The organism is Xenorhabdus sp. PB61.4, from assembly GCF_963894935.1.
GTDB classification, from domain to species: domain Bacteria; phylum Pseudomonadota; class Gammaproteobacteria; order Enterobacterales; family Enterobacteriaceae; genus Xenorhabdus; species Xenorhabdus stockiae.
In genome coordinates this window covers 1-26,010 of the sequence record NZ_CAWQJR010000174.1, presented here as the reverse complement: position 1 = coordinate 26,010, position 26,010 = coordinate 1, and the positions used below count along the sequence as shown (strand labels likewise).

Annotated in this window: 23 protein-coding genes; 18 read left to right on the top strand and 5 right to left on the bottom strand. The window is 45.3% G+C overall.

Features of this window, described 5'->3' with window-relative positions; translation table 11 throughout:
• The first annotated feature begins 4 nt into the window (after positions 1-4).
• From hisD to hisIE, 7 genes are read left to right on the top strand one after another with little or no spacing between them, the layout of a single operon-like run.
• Entirely contained in the window at positions 5-1,372 is a 1,368-nt protein-coding gene (gene hisD, locus AACX68_RS13700) for a histidinol dehydrogenase (protein WP_228859480.1), read from the top strand.
• 3 nt (positions 1,373-1,375) lie between these two features.
• Positions 1,376-2,482, top strand: a complete 1,107-nt coding sequence (gene hisC / locus AACX68_RS13695; protein WP_228859479.1) for a histidinol-phosphate transaminase — start codon at positions 1,376-1,378, stop codon at positions 2,480-2,482.
• Complete coding sequence (gene hisB / locus AACX68_RS13690; protein ID WP_228859478.1) at positions 2,479-3,546, top strand: bifunctional histidinol-phosphatase/imidazoleglycerol-phosphate dehydratase HisB; 1,068 nt, start codon at positions 2,479-2,481, stop codon at positions 3,544-3,546. The genes hisC and hisB overlap by 4 nt, the downstream gene beginning before the upstream one ends.
• A gap of 12 nt (positions 3,547-3,558) precedes the next feature.
• On the top strand, positions 3,559-4,149 hold the full coding sequence (hisH, locus tag AACX68_RS13685; protein WP_228859486.1) for an imidazole glycerol phosphate synthase subunit HisH: 591 nt from the start codon (positions 3,559-3,561) through the stop codon (positions 4,147-4,149).
• A gap of 4 nt (positions 4,150-4,153) precedes the next feature.
• The gene (gene hisA / locus AACX68_RS13680) at positions 4,154-4,891 is read left to right on the top strand and encodes a 1-(5-phosphoribosyl)-5-[(5-phosphoribosylamino)methylideneamino]imidazole-4-carboxamide isomerase (protein WP_228859477.1); all 738 of its coding nucleotides are present in this window, start codon (positions 4,154-4,156) and stop codon (positions 4,889-4,891) included.
• Positions 4,873-5,649, top strand: coding sequence for an imidazole glycerol phosphate synthase subunit HisF (hisF, locus tag AACX68_RS13675; RefSeq protein WP_228859476.1), 777 nt, complete (start codon positions 4,873-4,875; stop codon positions 5,647-5,649). Before hisA ends, hisF begins: the two co-directional genes overlap by 19 nt.
• Positions 5,643-6,302 carry a bifunctional phosphoribosyl-AMP cyclohydrolase/phosphoribosyl-ATP diphosphatase HisIE gene (gene hisIE / locus AACX68_RS13670; RefSeq protein WP_228859475.1) on the top strand — a complete coding sequence of 220 codons (660 nt, stop codon included), beginning with the start codon at positions 5,643-5,645 and terminating at the stop codon, positions 6,300-6,302. Before hisF ends, hisIE begins: the two co-directional genes overlap by 7 nt.
• A 90-nt stretch (positions 6,303-6,392) precedes the next feature.
• On the opposite strand, the gene yiaY is transcribed toward hisIE, so the two are convergent.
• Positions 6,393-7,544, bottom strand: coding sequence for an L-threonine dehydrogenase (yiaY, locus tag AACX68_RS13665; protein ID WP_228859474.1), 1,152 nt, complete (start codon positions 7,542-7,544; stop codon positions 6,393-6,395).
• 217 nt (positions 7,545-7,761) lie between these two features.
• On the opposite strand from yiaY, the gene AACX68_RS13660 reads away from it, so the two are divergent.
• Both AACX68_RS13660 and AACX68_RS13655 read left to right on the top strand, forming a co-directional pair.
• Positions 7,762-8,280: a YbaK/prolyl-tRNA synthetase associated domain-containing protein gene (locus AACX68_RS13660; protein ID WP_228859473.1), complete on the top strand. Its 519-nt coding sequence runs from the start codon at positions 7,762-7,764 to the stop codon at positions 8,278-8,280.
• A gap of 52 nt (positions 8,281-8,332) precedes the next feature.
• The gene (locus tag AACX68_RS13655; RefSeq protein WP_255705591.1) at positions 8,333-8,461 is read left to right on the top strand and encodes a hypothetical protein; all 129 of its coding nucleotides are present in this window, start codon (positions 8,333-8,335) and stop codon (positions 8,459-8,461) included.
• A gap of 100 nt (positions 8,462-8,561) precedes the next feature.
• Here AACX68_RS13655 and gndA read toward each other — a convergent pair whose 3' ends face one another.
• The gene (gndA, locus tag AACX68_RS13650) at positions 8,562-9,968 is read right to left on the bottom strand and encodes an NADP-dependent phosphogluconate dehydrogenase (RefSeq protein WP_228859472.1); all 1,407 of its coding nucleotides are present in this window, start codon (positions 9,966-9,968) and stop codon (positions 8,562-8,564) included.
• A 278-nt stretch (positions 9,969-10,246) separates the two neighbouring features.
• Here gndA and AACX68_RS13645 point away from each other — a divergent pair, with 278 nt between their 5' ends.
• On the top strand, positions 10,247-11,827 hold the full coding sequence (locus tag AACX68_RS13645) for a TerC family protein (protein WP_228859471.1): 1,581 nt from the start codon (positions 10,247-10,249) through the stop codon (positions 11,825-11,827).
• A gap of 177 nt (positions 11,828-12,004) precedes the next feature.
• Positions 12,005-14,536, top strand: a complete 2,532-nt coding sequence (locus AACX68_RS13640) for a phage tail protein (RefSeq protein ID WP_228859470.1) — start codon at positions 12,005-12,007, stop codon at positions 14,534-14,536.
• An 80-nt stretch (positions 14,537-14,616) separates the two neighbouring features.
• Here the strand turns inward: AACX68_RS13640 and asmA are convergent, their stop codons facing one another.
• The 3 genes from asmA to udk form a co-directional block, all read right to left on the bottom strand.
• Entirely contained in the window at positions 14,617-16,470 is a 1,854-nt protein-coding gene (gene asmA / locus AACX68_RS13635) for an outer membrane assembly protein AsmA (RefSeq protein ID WP_228859469.1), read from the bottom strand.
• A 204-nt stretch (positions 16,471-16,674) separates the two neighbouring features.
• Positions 16,675-17,256 (bottom strand): dCTP deaminase, encoded by a 582-nt coding sequence (dcd, locus tag AACX68_RS13630; protein WP_099121235.1) that lies wholly within the window; start codon positions 17,254-17,256, stop codon positions 16,675-16,677.
• Positions 17,257-17,304: 48 nt separating this feature from the next.
• Positions 17,305-17,946 carry a uridine kinase gene (gene udk / locus AACX68_RS13625; protein WP_228859468.1) on the bottom strand — a complete coding sequence of 214 codons (642 nt, stop codon included), beginning with the start codon at positions 17,944-17,946 and terminating at the stop codon, positions 17,305-17,307.
• 553 nt (positions 17,947-18,499) lie between these two features.
• Here udk and AACX68_RS13620 point away from each other — a divergent pair.
• Genes AACX68_RS13620 through AACX68_RS13590 form a run of 7 tightly spaced genes read left to right on the top strand, consistent with a single transcriptional unit; the run spans position 18,500 to position 25,885 of the window.
• On the top strand, positions 18,500-19,192 hold the full coding sequence (locus tag AACX68_RS13620; protein ID WP_193756888.1) for an AraC family ligand binding domain-containing protein: 693 nt from the start codon (positions 18,500-18,502) through the stop codon (positions 19,190-19,192).
• A 7-nt stretch (positions 19,193-19,199) separates the two neighbouring features.
• Positions 19,200-20,798 (top strand): hypothetical protein, encoded by a 1,599-nt coding sequence (locus AACX68_RS13615; protein WP_228859467.1) that lies wholly within the window; start codon positions 19,200-19,202, stop codon positions 20,796-20,798.
• A gap of 34 nt (positions 20,799-20,832) precedes the next feature.
• On the top strand, positions 20,833-21,936 hold the full coding sequence (locus AACX68_RS13610) for a hypothetical protein (RefSeq protein ID WP_228859466.1): 1,104 nt from the start codon (positions 20,833-20,835) through the stop codon (positions 21,934-21,936).
• Entirely contained in the window at positions 21,933-22,640 is a 708-nt protein-coding gene (locus AACX68_RS13605; protein ID WP_228859465.1) for a DUF6939 family protein, read from the top strand. The genes AACX68_RS13610 and AACX68_RS13605 overlap by 4 nt, the downstream gene beginning before the upstream one ends.
• Positions 22,637-24,025, top strand: coding sequence for a phenylacetate--CoA ligase family protein (locus AACX68_RS13600; protein WP_228859464.1), 1,389 nt, complete (start codon positions 22,637-22,639; stop codon positions 24,023-24,025). Before AACX68_RS13605 ends, AACX68_RS13600 begins: the two co-directional genes overlap by 4 nt.
• Positions 24,022-25,080, top strand: coding sequence for an Ldh family oxidoreductase (locus AACX68_RS13595; protein WP_228859463.1), 1,059 nt, complete (start codon positions 24,022-24,024; stop codon positions 25,078-25,080). Before AACX68_RS13600 ends, AACX68_RS13595 begins: the two co-directional genes overlap by 4 nt.
• 1 nt (position 25,081) lies before the next feature.
• On the top strand, positions 25,082-25,885 hold the full coding sequence (locus AACX68_RS13590) for an HpcH/HpaI aldolase family protein (protein WP_228859462.1): 804 nt from the start codon (positions 25,082-25,084) through the stop codon (positions 25,883-25,885).
• The last annotated feature ends 125 nt before the right edge of the window (positions 25,886-26,010 follow it).

Genomic DNA, 26,010 nt, shown 5'->3' with positions numbered 1-26,010 from the left:
CCCGATGAGCACCAATGTCAGTAATGTCGATTTTAGCACCATTATCCGTTGGCAGGCATGTACACCGAAGCAGCAAGAAATGCTGCTGACCCGCCCTGCTGTCACCGCATCTGAAGATATTACATATACGGTGAGACAGATTCTGGAAGCAGTTAAAGAGCGCGGTGATAGCGTGTTACGGGAATACAGCCAGCGTTTTGACAACACAACAATTGATGCAGTCCGAGTCCCAGAAGAGGAGATTAATGCTGCAGGTAGGCACCTGACAACGGAAATCCGGCAGGCTATCCAGCAGGCAATGGATAACATACGTCTGTTTCATGAAGCACAAAAACCTGTGGTAATTGATGTAGAAACTATGCCCGGCGTGTGTTGCCAACAAATCACACGGCCAATTGATTCTGTAGGGCTCTATATTCCCGGTGGCTCAGCACCACTGCCTTCTACGGTATTGATGCTGGGGATCCCGGCCAGCATTGCCGGGTGTCGTAAAGTAACGCTGTGTTCTCCACCACCTATTGCCAATGAAATACTCTACGCTGCGCAACTATGCGGTATCAGTGATATCTTCCAGATTGGCGGTGCTCAGGCTATTGCAGCAATGGCATTTGGCACAGAATCGGTTCCCAGAGTAGATAAAATTTTTGGCCCGGGTAACGCATGGGTCACTGAAGCCAAAAAACAGGTCAGTCAACGTATTGACGGTGCGGCCATTGATATGCCCGCTGGCCCTTCTGAAGTACTGGTGATCGCTGATAGTGGTGCCAATCCCGTATTCACAACAGCAGATCTACTTTCACAGGCAGAACACGGGCCAGACTCGCAAGTCATACTCGTTACACCTGACGAAAGCTATGCCGGGGAAGTTATCCATGAAATTGAAAAACAGCTCCCAACCCTGCCACGCCAACAAATTGCAATACAGGCCTTACAGTCCAGCCGGATTATCGTCGCTGACGATATCGCCCAATGTGTGGCAATCAGCAACCAATACGGCCCTGAACACTTAATTATTCAGACACGGCAACCAGAGCAAATTGTAGATAAAATTACCAGTGCCGGTTCCATTTTTCTCGGCGACTGGTCACCGGAATCTGCGGGAGATTATGCCTCCGGTACCAATCACGTTTTGCCCACTTACGGCTATACCTCTACTCATTCAAGCCTTGGGCTGGCGGATTTTATGAAAAGAATGACTGTACAGAAACTAACGCCGCAAGGCCTGAAAAAGCTGGCTCCAACCATCGAAACACTGGCACAGGCGGAGCAACTCACTGCACACAAAAATGCAGTTACATTACGCATCGCTGCCTTGAACCATTCTGATAATACAAACAATAACGCAGACACAAGCTCTCAGGCTAAGGAGTAATTAATGAGCACTATTTTTGATGTCACTTCACTGGCAAGAGAAAATATCCGTAAATTAGTCCCTTATATGTCAGCCCGTCGTTTGGGTGGCAATGGTGATATCTGGTTAAATGCCAATGAATATCACGCCGCACCTGATTTTCAGTTCTCTGAAAAAACACTCAACCGTTACCCTGAATGCCAGCCTGCGACAGTTATTCAGCGTTATGCTGATTATGCTGGCCTGCAACCAGAACAAGTACTTGTCAGCCGAGGAGCGGATGAATCTATCGAACTGCTGATACGTATTTTCTGTGAGCCGGGCAAAGATGCAGTTATGTTTTGTCCGCCAACCTATGGCATGTACAGTGTCAGCGCTGAAACCTTCGGTGTCGCACAGAAGAAAATCCTCGCTGGCACAGACTGGCAGCCAAATATAACGGCCATCAAAAATAATCTGGATCGCGTCAAATTAATCTATATCTGTAGCCCGAATAACCCAACAGGTAATCTGATTGCTCCCTCTACGTTACGCCAGATCCTCGAACTGGCCAGTAATCGTGCCATCGTTGCTATTGATGAAGCCTATATCGAATTCAGCCTGCAAAATACTACCACTCGCTGGCTAAAAGAGTATCCACATCTGGTAATTTTGCGAACCCTCTCGAAAGCTTTTGCTTTAGCAGGGCTGCGTTGTGGATTTACGCTGGCTTCTGGCGATATTATCGCGCTAATGTTGAAAGTGATCGCCCCCTATCCCATTGCCACACCTGTTGCTGATATCGCAGCACAGGCTTTAACAGCATCAGGCATACGGGTAATGCAGGAGCGGGTAGAAGAAACTATTGCCAATCGCGCTTATCTACAGGACGCACTTGATAAGCTGATATTAGTGGAGAAAGTATTTCCCAGTGAAACCAACTATATTCTGGTGAGGTTCACCAATGCTGAATTTGTATTCAAGGCATTATGGGATCAGGGCATTATTCTTCGTGACCAACAAAAGCAACCGAAGCTGGAAAATTGCCTGCGTATTACTGTTGGCAGTCGTAGTGAATGTGAGCAGCTAATCACCGCCATTGACGCTCTTTGCAAACAAAATCAACAAGTACAGGAAACAGAGAATCCATGAGCCAGAAAATACTTTTTATTGACCGCGATGGCACGTTAATCACTGAACCGCCAACGGATTATCAGGTTGATCGCCTTGATAAGCTGGCATTTGAATCCGGGGTGATCCCTGCTCTGTTAGCCTTACAGAAATCCGGTTATAAACTGATCATGGTCACTAATCAGGATGGATTAGGCACAGACAGTTTTCCGATGATTGATTTTGAACCACCTCACGCACTGATGATGCAAGTTTTTTCTTCACAGGGAATTCAGTTTGAAGAAATATTAATCTGCCCTCACAAACCCGAAGATAACTGTAACTGTCGTAAGCCAAAACTCGGCTTAATAGAAAAATATCTGGCTGATGGAATGCTGGATACAAAAAATAGTTACGTCATCGGTGATCGGGAAACTGACCTGCAATTAGCCCGAAATATGGGAATTCAGGGTCTTCTCTATCAACCTGAATCATTCGGCTGGTCAACAATTTGTGAGCAGTTAACCCGCCAGAATCGTTATTCCAGTGTAAACCGCACAACCAAAGAAACAGCCATCAATATTGAGGTCTGGCTGGATCGTGAAGGAAAAAGCCGCATTAATACAGGGGTAGGCTTTTTTGACCATATGCTGGATCAGATCTCCACTCATGGTGGTTTTCGTATGAACATTCAAGTTGATGGTGATCTTTATATTGATGATCACCACACTGTTGAAGATACGGGCCTTGCTCTGGGGGAAGCGCTGAAACAGGCGTTGGGTGACAAACTCGGTATTGCCCGTTTCGGTTTTACTCTTCCAATGGATGAATGCCTTGCCCGATGCGCACTGGATATTTCCGGCAGACCGCACCTTGAATATAAAGCTGAGTTCAAACATCAGCGTGTCGGGGATTTGAGCACAGAAATGATTGAACATTTTTTCCGCTCACTCTCTTATACCATGGGATGTACTTTACATCTGAAAACTAAAGGTAAAAACGATCACCATCGTGCCGAAAGTCTGTTCAAAGTTTTTGGTCGCACACTGCGGCAGGCTATCCGCGTTGAAGGCGATACTCTACCCAGCTCTAAAGGTGTTTTATAAGAGAGAATAATGATGAAAGTTGTTATTTTGGATACCGGCTGTGCCAATCTTGCTTCGGTTGACTACGCCATTCGTCGGTTAGGGTATGACCCAATAATCAGCCTTGATGCAGATATTGTGAAATCAGCAGAAAAATTGCTCTTGCCGGGTGTCGGTACCGCCGCCACTGCAATGGCCCAGCTACAACAACGGGAGTTAATCCCTCTGATCACTTCTCTTACTCAGCCTGTTTTGGGTATTTGCCTAGGCATGCAGCTTCTGGCTGAAAGCAGCGAAGAAGGCGGTAATATCCCGCTACTGAAATTAATCAGCGCTCCTGTTAAAAAAATGGCAACTTCTGGCCTGCCATTACCGCATATGGGCTGGAATCAGGTTAATTTTCCATCAGATCATCCTCTGTTTCATGGCATTGAAAATAATGCCTATTTTTATTTTGTTCACAGCTACGCACTACCCGTTGGCGAATACACCATTGCTCAAACAGATTATGGCGGCTCGTTCAGCAGCGCTATTTCAAAACACAATTTTTTTGGTGTCCAATTTCATCCCGAGCGTTCTGGTGCAGCAGGAGAACAGCTATTAAAAAACTTTCTGGAGATGTAACCCCATGATTATACCTGCATTAGATTTAATCGATGGCAATGTTGTACGTTTACATCAGGGGGATTATGGTCAGTGTCGAAATTACGGTAATTCTCCTTTATCCCGTTTGCAGGAATACGAACAGACAGGAGCTAAACTGCTGCATTTGGTGGATTTGACCGGAGCGAAAGATCCTGCCAAACGCCAGATTTCACTGTTACGTGAACTACTATCCGGCGTATCTGTTCCAGTACAGGTAGGAGGGGGGATCCGCTCAGAAAGCGATGTTGCTGCACTCCTTGAAGCCGGAGCAAGCCGGGTTGTTATAGGTTCAACTGCGATCACTCAGCCAGCGTTAGTTAAGCAGTGGTTTAAGAATTATGGTGCGGAATCCATTGTGTTAGCGCTGGATGTCCGCATCAATACAGACGGCATTAAGCGAGTTGCTATCAGTGGCTGGCAGGAAAGCAGCGAAGCAACACTGGAACAGGTCGTTGAACAATATCTCCCTGTTGGTCTGAAACATGTTCTGTGTACTGACATTTCCCGCGATGGCACACTGAACGGTTCTAATATTTCACTCTATCAAGAAATTAGCCAACGCTATCCACAAGTTGCATTTCAGGCATCCGGAGGCGTTGGCAGTCTGGCCGATATTTCTTCTCTGCCTGCATCCGGTGTTACGGGTGTCATTGTCGGGCGCGCGTTGCTTGAAGGAAAATTTACACTGAAGGAGGCGATCCAATGCTGGCAAAACGCATAATTCCCTGCCTTGATGTTCGTGATGGGCAGGTAGTCAAAGGGGTACAATTCCGCAATCACGAAATTATTGGTGATATTGTGCCTCTTGCACAACGCTATGCTCAGGAAGGGGCTGATGAGCTGGTATTTTATGATATTACCGCCTCTTCTGATGGCCGTGTTGTGGATAAAAGCTGGGTTGCAAAAGTGGCTGAAGTAATCAATATCCCATTCTGTGTCGCTGGCGGGATCAAAACAGTCGAAGATGCCGGGCAAATTTTATCCTTTGGTGCAGATAAGATTTCTATTAACTCCCCTGCTCTGTCAGACCCTTCTTTAATTAATCGTCTGGCCAATCGCTACGGGGTGCAATGTATCGTAATCGGCATCGATACGTGGTTTGATGAAAAAAGTAATAGCTATCAGGTATACCAGTTCACCGGAGATGAAAAACGCACCACAGCAACTACGTGGCAGACTCTGGATTGGGTCAGGGAAGTACAACAACGTGGAGCCGGTGAAATTGTCCTGAATATGATGAATCAGGATGGCGTTCGCAATGGCTATGATCTTGCCCAGCTTAAACAAGTTCGGGAAACCTGTTCCGTGCCTTTGGTCGCATCAGGGGGAGCCGGTGCTCCGGTTCATTTTCTGGATGCTTTTAAACAGGCTAACGTTGATGGAGCCTTGGCTGCTTCCGTTTTCCATAAGCAGATTATTAACATTGGCGAACTTAAACAATATCTGGCGGAACAAGGAGTTGAGGTAAGAATATGTTAACGATATCACCACTAACCCCGCAGGAAATCGAGAAATTAGACTGGGAAAAAGTCGATAATCTGATGCCAGTGATCGTGCAGCATGCTGTATCTGGTACCGTACTGATGATGGGATACATGAATAGAGAAGCCCTGAATGCAACGCTAAACTCCGGCAAAGTCACCTTCTTTTCACGAACCAAACAACGGTTATGGACAAAAGGTGAAAGTTCCGGGCACTTTCTGGAATTATCCGAGATTTACCCTGACTGTGACAACGATACCCTGCTTATCCTTGCCAACCCTATCGGACCAACCTGCCATAAAGGGACTGAAAGCTGCTTTGGTTCAGCACAAACACAATGGGGTTTTCTTTATCAATTAGAGCAATTACTGGCAAGCCGGAAAAATGCTTCTCCCGATAGTTCCTATACCGCCCGCTTGTATGCCAGCGGAACAAAACGAATTGCACAAAAAGTGGGAGAAGAAGGTGTAGAAACCGCATTAGCAGCGACTGTGAATGATCGGGAAGAACTCACCAATGAAGCCGCTGATTTACTCTACCATCTGCTGGTGTTACTCCAGGATCAAAATTTAGATCTGAGTTGTATTATCCGTCAATTACAGAAAAGGCATTCAGTTAAAGATAGCGCGCCCTTTTCTGCTCAGGAATAAAGTTCAGAAAACAGAGCCACTTCGTTAAATGACAGCAACCGAATAAAACGAAGTGGCATTTTATGACTAAGGCCTATCTCTAGTGGATAACTACATCGCTTCTTCGAAAATAGCCACAATATCTTCGTGTGATGCCTGAATTGGGTTAGTGAACCCACAAGCATCTTTTAGTGCATTAGCTGACAATACAGGCAAATCTTCCACTTTGACGTTCAATTCAGTTAATCCCGCTGGAATATTGACATCTTTTGCCAACCGGCGGATTTCCCGAATACAGGCTTCCGCGCCCTCCTGGTCAGAAACATTCTCGACATTTGCTCCCATCGCAGCGGCAATATCTTTCAGGCGGGGTGCTGCGACTTTTGCATTAAAGCGCTGTACATGGGGCAACAACACTGCATTACAGACACCATGTGGTAAATCATAGAAACCGCCCAACTGGTGAGCCATCGCATGAACATACCCTAGAGAAGCATTATTGAATGCCATACCCGCTAAAAACTGGGCATATGCCATATTTTCCCGCGCTTCCACATCACTGCCATTTTCAACCGCACGGCGTAAATAACTACTGATCATTTCCACCGCTTTCAGCGCACAGGCATCAGTAATAGGGTTGGCAGCCGTAGATACATAAGCTTCTACTGCATGAGTCAGCGCATCCATACCTGTCGCTGCGGTCAGCCCTTTCGGCATACCGATCATCAAAGAAGGGTCATTCACGGATAAAATAGGCGTCACGTTTTTATCCACAATCGCCATTTTGATGTGACGCTCTACGTCCGTGATAATACAAAAACGCGTCATTTCAGAAGCTGTACCTGCTGTGGTATTGATCGCGATCAACGGCAACTGAGGTTTTGCAGAAACATCAACTCCTTCATAATCGCGGATATCTCCGCCATTTGCCGCAACCAATGCAATACCTTTAGCGCAGTCATGCGGCGAACCGCCTCCCAGCGAAATCACAAAATCGCAGCTATGCTGATGCAAAATCGCCAACCCTTCTTCGACATTAATCGTCGTTGGATTAGGATTCGTTCCATCATACAGCGCACTTTTTATCCCTACATTAGTCAATAAATTCTGAACTTTCCCGACAACACCAATCTCGTTCAGTACTCGGTCAGTAACAATCAGAGCCTGTTTGTAACCATAAGTTTTTACTAACTGAATGGCCTCGTTCAGACATCCTTCACCGATTTTATTCACTGGTGGGATAAAGAAAGTTGATATTGCCATTAGGAACTCCTTAGGTTTTACTGAGGTATCTCAAATATTGAATAAGAGAAGTGATTTATAATTTCTCACTTATCCACGTCAGTCATTTTGACTCAAATCAACAATCACAAGTGTAGGAATAAAAAATAAACGGACATTCACTAAACTTCAAAAGGATAAAAATTTATTTAATAATCAGATAAATACAATTAAAAATACTCAGGATCAGGAGAGCATTTTGTTAAAAAATGATATTTTTGAACACCTTACTACCTTACTTGATACTAATCATGCCCGTTATCGGGTGATGGAACATGCCACTGGCGGGAAATCAGAGGAAGTCGCAAAAATACGTGGGACACATTTAGGTCAGGGGGCAAAAGCTTTAGTCTGCCATGTTAAGGGAAATAATTACCGTCAATATATTCTGGCAATCTTACCCGCCGATCAGCAGGCTGATCTGGCAGTTCTGGCAGTTCTGGCCAAACAGGCTGGTGGCAACAGAGCATCACTGGCAAGCCCGAAAGAGGTTTCCGAATTAACCCGCTGTGTTTTTGGTGCCATCCCTCCCTTTAGTTTTCACCCTGACTTAAAGCTGATTGCCGACCCACTTTTATTTGAACGCTATGATGAATTGGCATTTAACGCCGGCAGCCTGGAACGATCAATTATTTTAAATACAAAAGATTACCGCCGTATCGCTATGCCTGAGTTAATTGCATTTCGCAAAGTGAGCAATCAGCCAGATTTAACCTGAGCAAAACTTACGTTCTGCTATAATTCAACCAGACAAGATGAGTAATTATCCTATGAATAAATTGTTTATTTTGATAATGCTTGGTCTGGTTATTATTACCTGCATCATATTACTGAACAATATGCTTGATGCTCATCTCGATCATTGGATGGAGCATGTTGCCCACTGGCTGTTAGAATAGTAATCATTTCCCTGAATTTACTACTGGGAATTGCCTGTAAAAAAGGTGCTGAATAATTCAGCACCTTTTTGAATAATAATAGTTAAATATTAACTTTCTATTATTCTAACCACTCGGTATGGAATACACCTTCTTTATCAGTGCGTTTGTAGGTATGCGCACCAAAATAGTCACGCTGTGCCTGAATCAGGTTGGCAGGCAGGACTGCGGAACGGTAGCTGTCATAATAAGAGATGGCAGCAGAGAATGTTGGAGTTGGAATACCGTTCTGTACGCCATAAGAAACGACATCGCGCAGAGCTTGTTGGTATTCATCAGCGATTTGTTTGAAATAAGGTGCCAGCAACAGGTTAGCAATAGCCGGATTTTCGTTGTAAGCATCCGTGATTTTTTGCAGGAACTGAGCACGGATAATACAACCCGCACGGAAGATCTTAGCGATCTCACCATAGTTCAGATCCCAATTGTATTCATCGGAAGAGGCTTTCAGCTGTTGGAAGCCCTGCGCATAAGAAACAATTTTGCCTAAGTACAACGCACGACGGACTTTTTCAATAAATTCCGCTTTATCACCTGCAAATGGCTGCGCTTCTGGGCCTGACAGAACTTTAGATGCGGCAACACGCTGATCCTTCAGTGAAGAAATGTAACGTGCGAAAACTGATTCAGTAATCAACGTTACCGGAACACCCAAATCAAGAGAACTTTGGCTGGTCCATTTACCGGTTCCTTTATTGGCTGCTTCATCCAGAATGACATCAACCAGATATTTACCTTCTTCATCTTTCTTACGGAAGATATCAGCAGTAATTTCGATCAGATAGCTACTCAGTTCACCTTCATTCCAGCTACTGAATACATCTGCCAGTTCCTGATTACCCAGATTCAGTGAATGTTTCAATAAAGAGTAAGCCTCAGCAATCAACTGCATGTCGCCATATTCAATGCCATTGTGAACCATTTTCACATAGTGACCGGCACCATCAGCACCAATATAAGTCACACAAGGTTCACCATCCACCTGAGCAGCAATCTCTTTCAGAATCGGCGCAACCAGTTCATAGGCTTCTTTCTGCCCACCCGGCATAATTGAAGGGCCTTTTAATGCACCTTCTTCACCACCAGAAACCCCTGTACCGATGAAATTAAAGCCTTGCGCAGATAATTCACGGTTACGGCGGATAGTATCCTGAAAATAGGTATTGCCGCCATCAATCAGAATGTCACCCTTATCCAAATGTGGCGTCAGAGATGCAATAGTTTTATCCGTAGCTTCACCGGCCTTAACCATCAACAGGATACGACGCGGTTTTTCCAGTGAATCGACAAACTCTTCAATGGAATAACTTGGAACTAATTTTTTCCCTGGATTTTCAGCGATAACTTCATCAGTTTTATCACTGGAGCGGTTGAAGATAGATACAGAGTAGCCACGGCTTTCAATATTCAACGCCAGATTGCGACCCATAACCGCCATACCGACAACACCGATCTGTTGTTTGGACATGAATAACTCCCGTCTGATAATGACTGCTATCTACCAAAATGTTGCACATGTAACAATGTTGAGTACAACAAAATATAGTAGACAATTTGTTAATGAGATCACATGTTAACTCATGAATGGGTATTGGGGGTAGTTATTGATGCAATCGATATCGTCATACTGTTTTTTTGCTGAAAAAATTTCCAGCCGCAATAAATCATCTATTGATATTTTGACAGTCAATCCTCATTATTCAGGAGTCGGCACACGCCGTCATACTAAAAGGTAAAATAAACTGTATGGAATGGATCGCTGATCCGACGATATGGGCAGGTCTGGCCACTCTTATCGTTTTAGAAATTGTTCTGGGCATTGACAACTTAATATTTATTGCCATTCTGGCAGATAAACTACCGGAAAAGCAAAGGGATAAGGCAAGGCTAACGGGCTTATCCTGTGCTCTGTTAATGCGGCTTGTCCTCTTATTCAGCCTCTCCTGGCTTGTCTCCCTGACAGCGCCATTGCTGACTCTGTGGGGTCATTCATTCAGCGCCCGCGATTCAATTATGCTGATTGGGGGAATATTCCTGCTTTTTAAAGCAACAATGGAACTGAATGAACGGCTGGAAGGAAAAAATCTGCATACCAATCAACAGCGTAAAGGAGCAAGTTTCTGGGCAGTGGTTGTACAGATTATTGTTCTGGATGCGGTCTTCTCACTGGACTCCGTGATTACTGCTGTCGGTATGGTTGATCACATTGGTATCATGATCGCTGCTGTCATTATTGCTATGATCCTGATGATATGGGCCAGTAAGCCACTGACAAAGTTTGTCAACGCTCACCCGACCATAGTGATATTGTGTCTCAGCTTCCTGTTAATGATTGGCTTCAGTCTGGTTGCAGAAGGCTTTGGTTATCGCATTCCCAAAGGCTACCTTTATGCCGCCATTGGTTTCTCTATTATAATTGAAGCACTAAATCAATTTGCCCAGTTCAACCGCCGCAAATTTCTGAGTGCTTCCCGTTCATTACGTGAAAGAACGGCAGAAGCAGTTCTGCATATTTTAAATGGTAAACGTGAAAGCGCGAATCTGGATGATCATGCATCTAATTTGATTGCAGATCATGAAGAGCACAAAGAAGTCTTTGAACCACAGGAACGGCAAATGATTGCCCGTGTTCTTAGCCTTGCACAACGCACTGTCAGCAGCATCATGACTTCACGCCATGATGTCGTTTACCTTGATGTTCATTCCCCCATGGACAAACTGGCTGTACTACTGAAACAAAAACCACATACCCGAATTGTGGTTACAGATGAAAAAACCAGTGATGAACCACTGGGGGTCGTGCATGTAATCGATATCCTTAATCAACAGCTTACTCATCATCCCTTTGATTTGCGTCAGTTAGTACAACAACCATTAATTTTTCCTGAATCTCTTTCCTTGCTTCAGGCATTAGAGCAATTCCGTCAGGCTCAAACGCATTTTGCTTTTGTTGTTGATGAGTTCGGCTCTGTTGAAGGTATCGTTACGGTCACCGATGTAGTGGAAACGATTACAGGAAACTTACCGGTAGGTAGTGGAGAAATTGATGCCCGTCACGATATCCAGGTCACAGAAGAAGGGGACTGGATTGCCAATGGTTTTATGCCACTGGATGATTTGGTACTTTACGTTCCGCTACCGCTGGATGAAAAACGCGAATATCAGACACTGGCAGGCTTATTGATGGAGCATCTGCAACATATTCCACAACTGGGCGAACAGCTAAAGATCGGTGATTATCTATTTGAACCGATGGAAATCACCAGCCACCGCATCAATAAAGTGAAAATAACATCACTGAAAGTGGAAGAAGAAACGGTCGAATAATCTATTAAATATAGATATGACTTACTAAAAAACCGGCATTATGTCGGTTTTTTTAGTTCTGACAAATTTTATTATATCGATTTAATGTGAATTTTCAGATAATTAAGCCTTAAAATCTTACGTATGCAATTGTATGTCTTACTTCATTGACTTGTCATTCATAAATATGGGGGTTACATGAGTAATAAATATTTTGCATTATTGACGGATTCAGGCGCCAATAAACTGGAAAATGCAGCAACCTCAGGAAATAAACTTGAGATCACACATATGGCTGTTGGCGATGGGCATTTACCAACACCTGATGCCAATCAAAGCCAATTAATAAATGAAAAACATCGTGCAGAAATTGACAGGCTATTCATCGATCCCAATAACCCTAACCAAATTATTGTTGAGCAGATAATTCCGGAAACTGAGGGTAACTGGTGGATCCGAGAAATAGGCCTGTTTGATGAAGATAATACGCTAATCGCTGTCGGAAACTGTGCTGCTCTGTACAAATCACAAATGCAGGAACAAACAGTTCGCATGGTTTTGCCTATTGGTGATAGAAATTTAACTGGCTGGATAGCAGAACTAATTTCTGGCTTAGCCACTCGTAGCTATGTCAGAGGGAAAATTAGAGATCATGCAGAAAGTCGTAATCATCCCGATGCCACATTAAAAAATAAAGGCTTTGTCATTCTGAGTAATGCGGTAGACAGTAATAGTGAGGCTCACGCAGCTACATCCAAAGCGGTGAAATCTACCCATGAATTAGCCCAGAAAGCCTATAATTTAGCCGATCCAGTTAATGCCATGAAGAAATGGGTTCCGCTAACCCGTAAGATCAACCATAAAGAGCTGGTCAATGATATCAATCTAAACGCGGCGGATGTGGATGCCTACAACAGGACTGAGACCGATGCGCTGATTGCGCCCATCCAGCAGGATATCGCGCAGGCAATGAAACTGGCAGATACCGCCAATCAAAACGCAGCCAGCGCTATCAACAATGCGGAAAACAAAGTCCCGTTAACCCGTAAAATTAATGATAAAGAGCTGGTCAGTGATATCCGCCTGATCGCAGCGGACGTGGATGCCTACAACAAGACTGAGACCGATGCGCTGATTGCCCCCATCCAGCAGGACGTCGCGCAGGCAATGAGACTGGCGGATACCGCTAACCAGAATGCCACCAGCGCCATCAACAATGCGGAAAGTAAAGTCCCGTTAACCCGTAAAATTAATGATAAAGAGCTGGTCAATGATATCCGCCTGATCGCAGCAGACGTAGATGCCTACAACAGGACTGAAACCGATGCGCTGATTGCACCCATTCAGCAGGATGTCACGCAGGCAATGAAACTGGCAGATACCGCTAACCAGAATGCCACCAGCGCCATCAACAATGCGGAAAACAAAGTTCCGTTAACCCGTAAGATCAACCATAAAGAGCTGGTCAGTGATATCAATCTAAACGCGGCGGACGTGGATGCCTACAACAGAACTGAAACCGATGCGCTGATTGCCCCCATCCAGCAGGACATCGCGCAGGCAATGAAACTGGCAGATACCGCCAACCAGAATGCCACCAGCGCCATCAACAATGCGGAAAGTAAAGTCCCGTTAACCCGTAAAATTAATGATAAAGAGCTGGTCAATGATATCCGCCTGATCGCAGCGGACCTGGATGCCTATAACAAGGCCGAGACCGATGCGCTGATTGCCCCCATCCAGCAGGACGTCGCGCAGGCAATGAAACTGGCGGATACCGCCAACCAAAACGGCACCACCGCCATCCGTGATGCGGCAAGCAAAGTCCCGTTAACCCGTCGGATAAACGGAAAAGAATTAGTCAATGATATCAAATTGATAGCATCTGATGTAAATGCTTACGATAAGGAGGAAACCGATCAGCTTATTGATGGCGTCAAAGAACTGGCCAATGCTGCCAATAATAATGCCGATAGCAAAGTACCAGTTTTCCGTACGATAAATAATAAAGCATTATTGACAGACATTATGCTGAACGCATCTGATGTAGATACCTATGCTAAAGGAGAAATTGATCAACAAATCAATTCTGTCAGAAAACTAGCAAATGATGCCAATAATAATGTCAATGGCAAAGTTCCACTGACCCGTACAGTGAACAATAAGGCATTACTAACCGATATTACCCTCACCGCATTAGATGTAGGTACTTATAATAAAAACGAGATCGATTCCCGCCTAGACAAAGTCACTAAAAACGCTAATGGCCGACTAGAAAAAGATGAGAATGGTGCCGATATTCCGGACAAAAACGCGTTCGTAAAAAATATAGGCTTAGGTGATTTGATTGGTTCAAAAATTGAATCTCAACTAATCGGACAAGATGCTACGATCATTAACCTTGGGAAAATTACTCAAATAAGCGGCGTAGCGATAGCCGGTACACCAATTAAGCAAGAAAACACATCGATTGTCGGTGGAGTAACGTACTATACCAATTATTACAAAATACGGTTACCGGTCAGCCTGCCCAATGGCATTATTTCGTGTCACGCCAGTATCGCTTGTAATAATTTCGATAGCCAAGGCCCAAGCCATCTGGCTGATGTTAGAACCCAAAGAAGTAATTCGGATGGAGTCGGATTATCTCAGGATACTTTAACCATATCAGTTACCACACCAGAATTAGGCTGGACTCCTGAGTTTTATTATGAAGTGACCGGGTATTAGCAGTAGCAGGGAGTAAAAATACCCGCTTTATTATTCATCAGGTGATTGGCAAATTAATCACCTGATGATGCTCAAATTATCTATTTTTCTGTGGCTTTTTTCTTATTCTTACTGCTATCAATATTATCAAACCAGTTCTTTATAGATTGTTTAACTTTTTGTTGTAATTCATCGTGCAAGATGGATTCAACATTCAGAGCATATTGCAAATTGTTCCAATCACCATAAATCCGCAATGGTACTTTTAATTTTTCTAAATGGCTGACTAACTCATTTTGTTGCCCCCAGCCACCGGTTAACTGCACCAGCAATGCAACATCAACATTTTGTTTCAGTAAGTTTGCTTTGCCCTGCCCTTCAATCTTTGAATGCTCAGAATTTGCAGAAAGGCCGTTAATTTTGATTTCGCCTTGCGCCAGTTGTGCCTTTACTGACAAATTTTGTGCGCCAGTAAAGCTCTGCGTATTCGTGGGCTGTTTAACCTGATCGGTTACTCGTGAAAAAGATTGTTGAATCAACATTGGAATATTCAACCCATCTAAACGCGCATTTTTTAGATTAACGTTCAGGTCTCCCTGCCAGTAATGAGCGACGGCATATTCATCATACCCTTCCCCAAAAAGATCCCCGTCCAGCGCTAACTGTCCACTGAATACTGACGGTAAATCCAATGCTTTCAGCAGAGGCTGTAAGTCAATATTTTGTAATAAGAGTTTCGCATGCAGTTTAGCCGGATTGACCGTTGCATCAACCGTTGCAGGAAGCGCAAAATATCCCCCAAATGCATTACCACTCAGCCTTAAGATATTTGCCATTCCTTCGTTATTGACAGCCTTGAAAACAAAGTTATCAATATCCATCCCCTGATAAATAAATTTATTTGCTTTAAATAACAGGTGAGCATTAAATCCTTTAAAGAAACTGAGATCATAATTGGATAAAGGTGAAACTGACTTTGCAATCACTGGCTTTACCGAATTATTTTCCATCCGGTAATCAATTTTTTCCTGAAAACTATTCTTTACTAATTTATCCCATCCCAGCAGGTTATCTAAATTTAATTCTGGTGAAGATAAATTGATGGAATAGTCTGGTTTATCTTTCAGATTAATATCCACTCCACCAGCTAATTCACTCTCATTTATCTTAAGCGCTATTTTTTGTAACGAAATAAATGAAGAAAAGGCATCATATCGTACGAAGGCAGAACCCTCCCCAGTAATACCTTCTGAAGGTAAACCAACACCTGTAAGCTGATATTTAAATGAATTCATATCGCCTGTTATATACTGTGGATAATCAGCAATATTAATGTCAGCATCAAGTTCAAAAGCAAATTCCTGCTGATTTTTATTAATCTTACTATTAAGCTCAAGATTAATATGATGCTGATCCTGACGCTTCATCAGCAGGTTAATATCCCGTATGTTTAACTGCGAATGGGAGTTGGTTTGCCAGATTAGCAAACTGTCTTCTACTTTGATCCTGTCAATATCCAATTTCCAGCTTTGGCCATTGCCTTCTACCGGATAATGAATATCACTTTCCGGTGCAATAGGCGCTTCAGGCTTTTGTTGTGGCTGGCTATCAGGTGTATGGCGGAAAACAGCCCCTTTGAGCATAACTTCCTTAACCGCCAACTGGTGGGATAACAGGGGCAATAACTCAACATCCAGACGCATATTTTCTGCCACAATTGCAGGCTTTTTTGCGCCGGGAGCAGTCAGTGATACCTGTCCGGTCAAAATACTCAGTTTTGGCCAGACATGCCAACGCAGATCATCCTGTAACACGAGCTGGTAGCCACTCTTTTTTTGTACTTGTTTTACTATGTAGTTACGAAAATCGTTCGGATTAATCAACATAACTAATGCCGTCAGACCTGCAACAACTACGACTAACAAAATAATGAGTGTCGTCAACAATCTTTTCATGACTTCCCCAGTCTCATGTCCACAAGATGATTATTTTCACCAAATGACTATACCCTTCGTCTTTCAAGCTGCCTCTTTGTTGGCTTGCGCTCGTTCACCCCAGTCACATAGTTATCTATGTTCCAGGGGATTCTCTCCCTTGCCGCCGCGATGCAACTCGAAATTCATTGGGTATATTTTACTAGATATCTGCATCAGAAAAGATTAATCCTCGCTGATTCGGCTCCCTACAGCTCCTTTCTGATTTTTATATTTGGCATCCTGACGTCGGTTATAAGGACGTTCAGCATCACCTGAAAGCGGTTCAAAGCTTAAAGCACCAATCACCATTCCAGGGCGCAGAGCTAATGGCAGTTTTCCTGAGTTATAGAATTCCAGAACAATTTGACCATGCCAGCCCGGATCGATCCGATGAGCCGTAACATGCACCATCAGCCCAAGACGAGCCAAAGATGAGCGACCATCCAGCCACCCAACAAGATTAGCAGGCAATGTGACAGATTCCAGTGTGACTGCCAGTGCCAATTCACCGGGATGCAGAAAAAAAGCTTCCCCATCCGGTAAAATGATTTCATCGCTCATGACACGATCAAGCGCAGCATTGACTTCAGCCTTAGGGCCGCTCAAGTCAATATAAGCAGCGGTATGACCACGAAAAACGCGAAACTGATTCCCAAGGCGAACATCCGCAGTTGCCCCATTAATACGTTCGACGGGAGGACGTGGGGTAATTACCAGTTTACCTTCATCAAGCCATTTAATAATGTCACGGTCACAGAGTCGCATTACTTCCTCTCAAAATACGATGATTCTTATGAATACCTGTTCAACAGGTTATTCGCAAAATTGGCCAATTTTAGCTTTCAGTATGTCAATAGCCACACGGTTTTTTCCACCACGGGGAACAATAATATCCGCATATTGTTTTGATGGCTCGATGAATTGCAGGAACATCGGACGGACAGTTTTCTTATACTGTTCCATTACAGAATCCAATGAACGCCCACGTTCATTTACGTCACGCTTAATGCGACGCATCAGGCAAATATCCAGTGGTGTATCAACAAAAATAGAGAAGTCCAGTTCCTGACGCAAACGCTTATCCGTTAATAATAGAATACCTTCAAGGATAATAACGCGCTTTGGTTCGAAGTGGATGGATTTTGATTTTCGTGTGTGTTCAGCGTAGTCATATTGGGGCAATTCAATGGAGTTACCGGCTTTCAAAGTCTGAATATGCTCAAACAGTAAATCGTGATCCATTGAACTTGGATGGTCATAATTGACTTTAATGCGTTCTTCCATCGGGGTGTTAGTTTGGTCTTTATAATAGCAATCTTCTGGGATAACACCGATATTATGATCGCCAACCTGAGCCCGTAATTCTCGATAAAGTGTGTTGGCAATAAGGCTTTTGCCCGAAGCGGAGGCACCTGCAATGCCTACGATTGTACACTTATGTGCTTCATCAGCCATACTAAAAATAACCTGGTTAGAAAGAAAAAATAAAGTGGGGAAAAATAGCATTCTTTCATGCTATGTTTGGCGGATTATAGGGAGTTAGCTGCCGCTATGCCAGCGTAAACAGGATAAGTCGCATTTTTTTCGATACGCTTCGCATAAAAATTCCACAATCACTTGTTCAAAAACAAAAAAAGACCTGCCAAAGTAATATTCAAAAGCCAAAATCAAGGCAATCCCCGAAATCATTCCTGAAAACCATACCTAAAAATAATTTGAAGATTGAATCCAAAGTAATTTCTCATTTTTTAAGGGAGGTGAAATGTTCGTTATTTATTTGATGAGCAAGTGTTATTCATATGTGGTGAATTTATCCGTTCATTAAATAAGTCAGGGGCGTATTTAATAAAAAACAAAGGATAGTGATGCATAAATAATATTGACGATTTATCGCACCGAGCTGTATTAAAAAGCATCTTTCGAAATGTTAACAATGCTAGTCCGATTAAACCTGATTTACATTTTAAATCTTAGTCTAAAGGAATTTGCTATGGAAATATTCGATATCATGCAGCCGCTATCGCGGTACGATCTGGACGTCAATTTTTCATCAACTCTGCATATCTCTGGCGGTCAACATACTATCCACGTCGAAGAGAATAATACTGCTTATGGATTCGTTCATCAGGGAGATTTAACTGTCTCCATCGATGGTACTTCACAACAACTACGCGAGGGGATGTACTTTTCCATTCCCGGGCCTGCGGAGCTTTCTCCCTTTGTCGGTTTGATTTGCATCAGAAATGGCTACAAAGGCTTCCTGTCATTTGGTGGCCCAGTGGAACGACTGGGACGACTGAAATACATAGATGGCTGTTCCGATAGCCTTCTCATATCGCCGCCACTTAAGGGAGACCCCTGTCTAAACTACCTGTATGTTCCACCAAGGCTGAATCAAACAGCTCATACCCATCCTTCGGTTCGGATCGGGATCGTCATAGAAGGGGCTGGCTATTGTCTGACTGAAAAGTCGAAAACCGACCTGATAGCCGGAGGAATATTCTTACTGCCAACAGACGAAATTCACAGCTTCCATACTGATGATACCCCGCTGCGGATCGTGGTCTATCACCCTGATTCTGACTTCGGCCCCACCCATGAAGCGCATCCGATGATTAATCGAACCTGGGTAGACGGTATTTCTTTAGCGGGAGAAAACCGCTATCGCACCCGCCAGATAAACGAATTCGGAACGGAATAAAATAAGCATGAAGCCTGATGTATATATCGGTTCACCCAATCCACAGGTAAGAGCAGATTCGCTGGGCGGCATACTGCCAACATTACCAGACTGGCTGACCCATAATCCGAAAGCTGTTATCAGCCAGCTTCCCTGGCCTGTATGTTCGTCTCAGACAACGACAAATTCTACGCTGGCTGCGCTGACAATGGGGGAATTCTCCCGTTCGCTAAAGCAGGCTGGCATTTGTGATCTCGGTGTCGTCCCCATCCCTGGTGCAACCGTTCTGCTTCCCTGGGGAGTGGCATTGAGCGAAATCATCGCCACAAGGATAAGAACGGCTTATGAGGCAATAGAGCTGGAGGAGTACGCCTATCCGCATGTTGTGGCAGAAAGCTGTTTTGAACCTATGGCTGATTTACTTGATATAGAGCGTAATCTGTTGAGAGTCGCAACCACCATAGACACTCAGAGCCAGCGTGAGCGCGGTATATTACTTCCGACGGGTGAGCAGGTCATTGCCAGTCATTGGAAAAAAATGATCAATACGCCAGACGTGATGCCAATCCGCATGTTCCAGCGAGCTCGCTATTTCCGTCCTCTCAGTTCGGCTGATCGCAGTGGTAAAGGGGTATTCAGTGCACTTGAAGCAGCTGACATATTCGAATTTCACTGCTGCCACCGGACTCCGAACGCCGCATTACTGGATTTGCAGCGTATAGATAGCTCCCTGACTGCACTGTCTGCTTCCTTACCTCTGCCACAAATAGTGGGCGTACGCCCTCCGTGGGGCAACCGTTCAGAACTGTATCAATGGGCTATAGGCAGCGATACTCCCCTTCCCAGTGGTGAATGCGTGCAAACGTCAGCGCTATATTTTCAGGGGCAGGAACTGTCTCGTCGTTACGATATCGGCTTTGGTAAAGGGGAACAAAGGCAGCATGCCTGGCAGTTGGATGGTTTTATCAGTCGCAGGGTGCTATACGCGCAGCTTTATCTGTCAGCCAGAACCAATGGCTCACTTACTGTTCATCCCCGGCTTGCTCCCACACAAGTGGTTATTTTGGTACGTAGCCGGCACGATGATGAAAAAAAACGCATGCAGGAGTTAGCTAGTATGCTGCAAGCTGCCGGACTTCGCCCTGTACTGCGTTACTGTGAGGAAAGTAAGGCGCTGACCGCAGCACAAAAACACTGGCGAGATCGCGGTGTCCCTCTTCTGCTACTATTTTTCGGCCGCCGTAGCGCAAACGACTCTCCTCGCATCCGTTTGCTACGCACTGATAAAGAGCTGGAGTTAGACCAACCGGGAAATAGCTCTGCGGACTGGCTAACCAAACAAGTCACTCACGCCATTACGGATGTGGAAAACGATGTAAATTACACCATTATTCATCAGGCTCGCAATCAAATCTCATTTGCCTCCTCAGAGGCTGAAGCATGTCAGGCATTATCAGCACGTCAGTGCGTTATAGCTCCGATCTGCCCCACCAGATCCCACACAGATAAAGTGGCATCCTGGAAAATGGGCGAACTATGCAGTTTTACTGCTGCTCCCGAACCACAACCCTGCATTCTGTCAGGAAGGCCAACCTGGGCGCGGGCATTATTGTCACGCCGGATATAACGTTGCCTATACCCACCATTTTAAGGAGAAGATCATGACATACAGCCATACCGACCAACCAGAAAACACGATACTGGAAAATATAGTCGGCCCTGTTTCTCTTCCACTGAAAATTGACGAAAGCGTCAATTATTTTCAGCTTCATTACTTTGAATGTCAGGGCAAACGCTGGGCCTGCGCTACGCTGGGAGACCTTCACTCCATGCAGGCCGTGCCGTTACGGATCGAGTCGGCTTGCTTCTTCGGTCACGTCATGCACTCCCAGCAATGCGATTGTGGCTTTCAGCTTGACGAAGCATTCCGGCGTATTGCCCGGAATAAAGGTGGAGTGGTGATCTATGGCATCGATCAGGATGCCCGTGGTTTAGGCATCGAAAAACACTTCCGCATTTATGACTACCGACAGAATGAAAATCTGGATACTGATGAGATTTATAAGCGTTTCCATGCGCCTCTGGATAGTCGCTCATATGAAGCGGTAACAGCTATCCTGCACTTCCTCGGCATACGTAATATCTTATTAATGTCCAATAATCAGGAACGTTTGGCATTTTTACGCAAGCAGGGATTTCAGGTAGAACGCGATGAGATTGAAGCACCACTGACTCAATACAACATGGCAACAATGATGCTGGAAAAAGAGGATCTTAATTACCAGTGGAGTTTCCATACTCATGGCGATTGGTTGTTACCACTGCAACAACAGGCAGAGGAACATCCTGACTGCTATGTTGCCTGTGTCGTCAAAGACAACCGCGAAATTGTAGCCGACTGGATGGGAGAGAGCTGGGATGTTGCCACTTCACTACTGACAAAATTGAGCGATGGTAGCGATAGTAACAATCGCGTTGAAAACGGTTTAGCGGTTTACCTAAGCGATCTCCCCCGTCTGGACGAACTGGCTTTGTATGCCAAAGCGGGGGTGAGCTTTGTGGTTGTTCCCTTCCCTGTCCTGCCAGACTACCTGAAAGCTGAGGCGCGCCGTCTGGGTATCCGGCTACAAGACTGGGGACGTGAAAATAAATACAAACAGCCTCGTCCACAATGGATTCTGGAAGAGCATAGTGATAGCCAGCATATATACATCCGCGAAGGTGAACGCCGGGTGATACATCTTAGTCATGGAGGTCTCGTTTGAGTTCTCAGACTGTGCCCTACCGGGCTATTTTTGCCTCCAGACAGGAGGCACTTAATACCATGCTGGATGATACGTCAAACTATATGATGGTAGACAGCTTCAAAGGAGCACCCGTTAACATGCGAGTGTTTGAGAGTTTTAATCCTTTCCATGTCTGGCCATCACCCTCTATTCCTGTACCGGGGCAGCCTAAACGGCTGGCCCGGTCCGTAGAATCCGTATGGCAGGGAGTAAAACTTGTCGATGGTATCACTGATTTTAACCAGTTCCTCGGCCAGCCAAGCAAGCGACCTGACGATCATGAACGTCGGCAATTAAAAGATTATTGCTACGCAGACAGCCTGTTCGTCTATGGTGATCGTCTGTTGGACTTGCTTAGCGCCCGCTTTTTAATCTACCTGCCAACTTATCTTTTCATACTGGAAAAACTGGTACCCGAAGCATTACTGCGGGAGTTGAATCAGCATCTGACCTCTGTAGGGCCAATACTGTTTTACGACTGGGATGCCAATCAGAACATTACTGACACCAGCAGTTCTTTTAGCCATTCAGCCTTGCTTGCGTCATGGTTCAACGGAACATTTGAAAATGACTATTGGGCGTTAGCGCACCGCGTATTACAGGAAGATGATTGGCTTACTTTCGACGCATCCATCAAAAATTTGCTTAATCGCTATTACGCTATGCAGAGAGGGAAACTATGAAGCTAAATACAAGTCTGGCCAACAAGCTATACTGGGCAAGCGAAAAGATGCAGGGTAAAGGCGAAGTCGCAAAACGATTGCAGTGGCTGGAAGAAACTCAATACCTGTCACTGCGGGAATGCCGAAAGCTGCAAATGGAAAAATTGCACACATTGCTGACTCATGCTTATGAAAGCGTTCCCTACTATACCCGAGTTTTTAACGAGCGCGGTTTAAGACCCGATGATTTTAACAGCCTGTCAGATCTCACCAAATTACCGTTGTTGACCAGACAGGAATTAACACAGCATCAGGCTGAATTGATTTCGACACGGGCTGATCATGTCACGCTGCAAACTAACTACAGCAGCGGCTCCACAGGCAAACGTGCCTGTTTCGTTCAGGATGCTAATTTCCGGCTATGGATGCGTGCCCACCAGCTCAGAACCTATCAGTGGTGCTCCGGCTGGAAAGTTGGTGAACCATTTGCTTTACTGTGGGGTTCCTCCATCTATTGGAGCCTAAAAAGCGTTTCCGATCGACTGAAGAATCTTCTGAGCAACCGACGTGAATTTAACACTTTTAGATTATCCCCTGAATTAATTGGGGAGTTTACCCGGAATCTCGCCAGTTTTAATCCGGTACTGATCAGCACTTACACCAATGCAATGCACCTGATTGCCCGTCAAATGGAGCGTGAATCTATACGAGTACCTGCATTACGTGCAATACAAGGGACATCAGAACCACTTCCTCCAATCATTCGTGAACGACTGCAACGGGTATTCCGCTGCGAAGTTTACGATAAGTACGGTTCACGCGAGACGAATATTGTCTCCCACGAAAGCCCTCATCACGATGGTATGCTGATTCAAGTGGAAAATGTGGCGGAAGAATTCCTGCGCGATGATGGCAGTGCCTGCCAACCGGGTGAGACTGGCCGGGTCATACTGACAACACTTAATAATTTTGCCATGCCGCTGATTCGCTACGAAACCAGTGATCTTGCCTCACCGATGGCAGGCAACTGTACCTCCGGGCTTGGGCTTCCGCGCATGAGTCATGTTGCGGGACGACAGCAGGATTTGATACTGACGCCGGACGGTGCTTATATCGATGCTTATCTGTTCTCTTTCTTGATCATGCGGTTTGAGGAAATTGAGTGGTTTCAGGTAGTGCAGGATAGTCTGGAGAGCTTACGAATCCGGCTAATGGTGCCTACAGGCATTTCCCGGCAGCGTTGTGACGAAATAGTAGAACGCATCCACCATCATGCTGGGTATCCGTTTCACATAGAATTTGAACAACTGGACAGAATGCCCGATTCCCCTACCGGCAAGTTCCGGCTATGTGTTTCGGCTCTCAGCGATATCGGCACCAGTAACCAAACGACGGTCAACTCATGAAGACTAAAATCGCCGTTCAGGAATTGCATGAGCTTGGGCAGACTGCATTGATTCGGGCCAATACACCGGCGGAAGTGGCAACTCTGGTGATGGATGATCTGCTAGAAAATGAATTAACAGGCTACCCCTCCCACGGTGTATTAAGGCTAGCGGACTACATTGGCGATATTCAGTCTGGCGTACTTAATCCTGCCGCTATTCCGGCTGTATCGCTGACCATGCCTAACATCGCCATTGTAGACGGCTGTCGAGCCTTTGGTGTCTTGGTACGGCAAGAGTTAATACTCATATTGCAAAAACTGGCTCTGGAGCATGGAATCGCTATCGCCTGCCTGCGTGACGCCCATCACCTGGGCAGACTGGCGGCTATCGGCCGCTCTCTGGCAGGCTTTAATGACCAGCCCCTTGCAGTTATAGGATTCAGTAACTATCAGGGAAATGGAGCACGGGTTGCTCCGACTGGAGGTCATCTGGCGAGATTATGTACTAACCCTCTGTTGCTCGCCTTCCCAACCAACACAGCAGATCCTTTTGTATTAGATATGAGCACTTCAACTGTCTCTGAAGGCTTTATCCGGCGTCACGTCCAAGAGGAAAAACCAGTGCCACCCGGCTGTCTGGTCGATGGCGAAAAGAATGACATACGCGATCCTTCCAGTCTCTACGATATCCCACCACGGGCAACGATACAGCCACTGGGAGGCAACCTTGCCGGACACAAAGGATACGGGCTGGCCGTAGCAATGGAATTATTCTGTGGTGCGCTTGCAGGTGCCGGACATGTAGCCAGACCGGGTGCACCCGGCAACGGTGGCCTGTTTTTGGTTATCGATCCATCCAGAATGCCGGGGGGCATTGATACGATCCGGAGCGAGGCGGAAGCTATCATGAACTATTGTCGTGACTCAGGCCACCCGGAAGCTCCGGCACGTATGCCCGGTGAAGGTTATTTCACCCGCCATAACGGGGCAAAAAATACAATAACGTTATCACTGCCAACTTCTGTGTTAGCCGAAATCCGTCATCTTGCCGGTGTTATTCAAAAGGAGGTTTAATATGCGATCTGATAGTGAAATCCATCCCCTGCTGTCTGCACATAACCGCTGCAAAAAACGGCTGGAAAAAAAACTCACCTGTTTCGGTCTGTTTTTAGTTTCAGCAAGTTCTTTAATCGCAGAATGTTGTGCGGTACGTGGCCCCGACTGGTTATTAGTCGATATGGAAGCATCACCGGCTGACAGACACGATCTGATCCAAATGTTACAAGCGATGAACGGATCTCGCTCCACAGGTATGGCTCGGGTGGCACGTAATGACCGCCAGCAGATAGAGGCAGCGCTGGATTCGGGAGCTATGGGGTTGATGGTGCCTAAGGTGGAATCCGCCGCTGAGGCTAAAATGGTCGCCGACAGCGTTTATTATCCGCCTAAAGGAAAACGGGGAATCAACCCCATACGCTGCTCGGGTTATTTTTCACGTCTGCCAGACTACTTTGCAGAAGCCAATGATTCACTACTGACTATCGTTCAAATAGAATCCGCCAGAGCAGTGGCTGCCGCCGATGAAATCGCAGCCGTTGATGGCATCGATGTGTTATTCATCGGAAGTGGCGATTTAGCCAGTGATCTGGGGCAGGCCGGACAGGTAGAAAGCCCTGAGATGGAACAAGCATTTGAGTGTGTACTTGAAGCCTGTCGTAAACATGGCAAAACACCGGGTATATTCGCAAACAGTGTCGAGTTAGCTCACCGTTATGCCAGTCAGGGGTTTCGTTTCATTGCGGTCGGCAATGACCTCAAACTCATTGCAAGCGGGCTGGAACAACAAATGTATACCCTTGAAGGCACAGACTCTGCTTAAATAATGTCATTTCCTAGTACTACAGTCGTGACTCATCTTGTGTCATGATGGTTATCTTCTCTATTCTACTCCCAAGAGAGGTCCTATGACTTCACCTGTCAACCCCTGGGAACAGGAGCTACTGG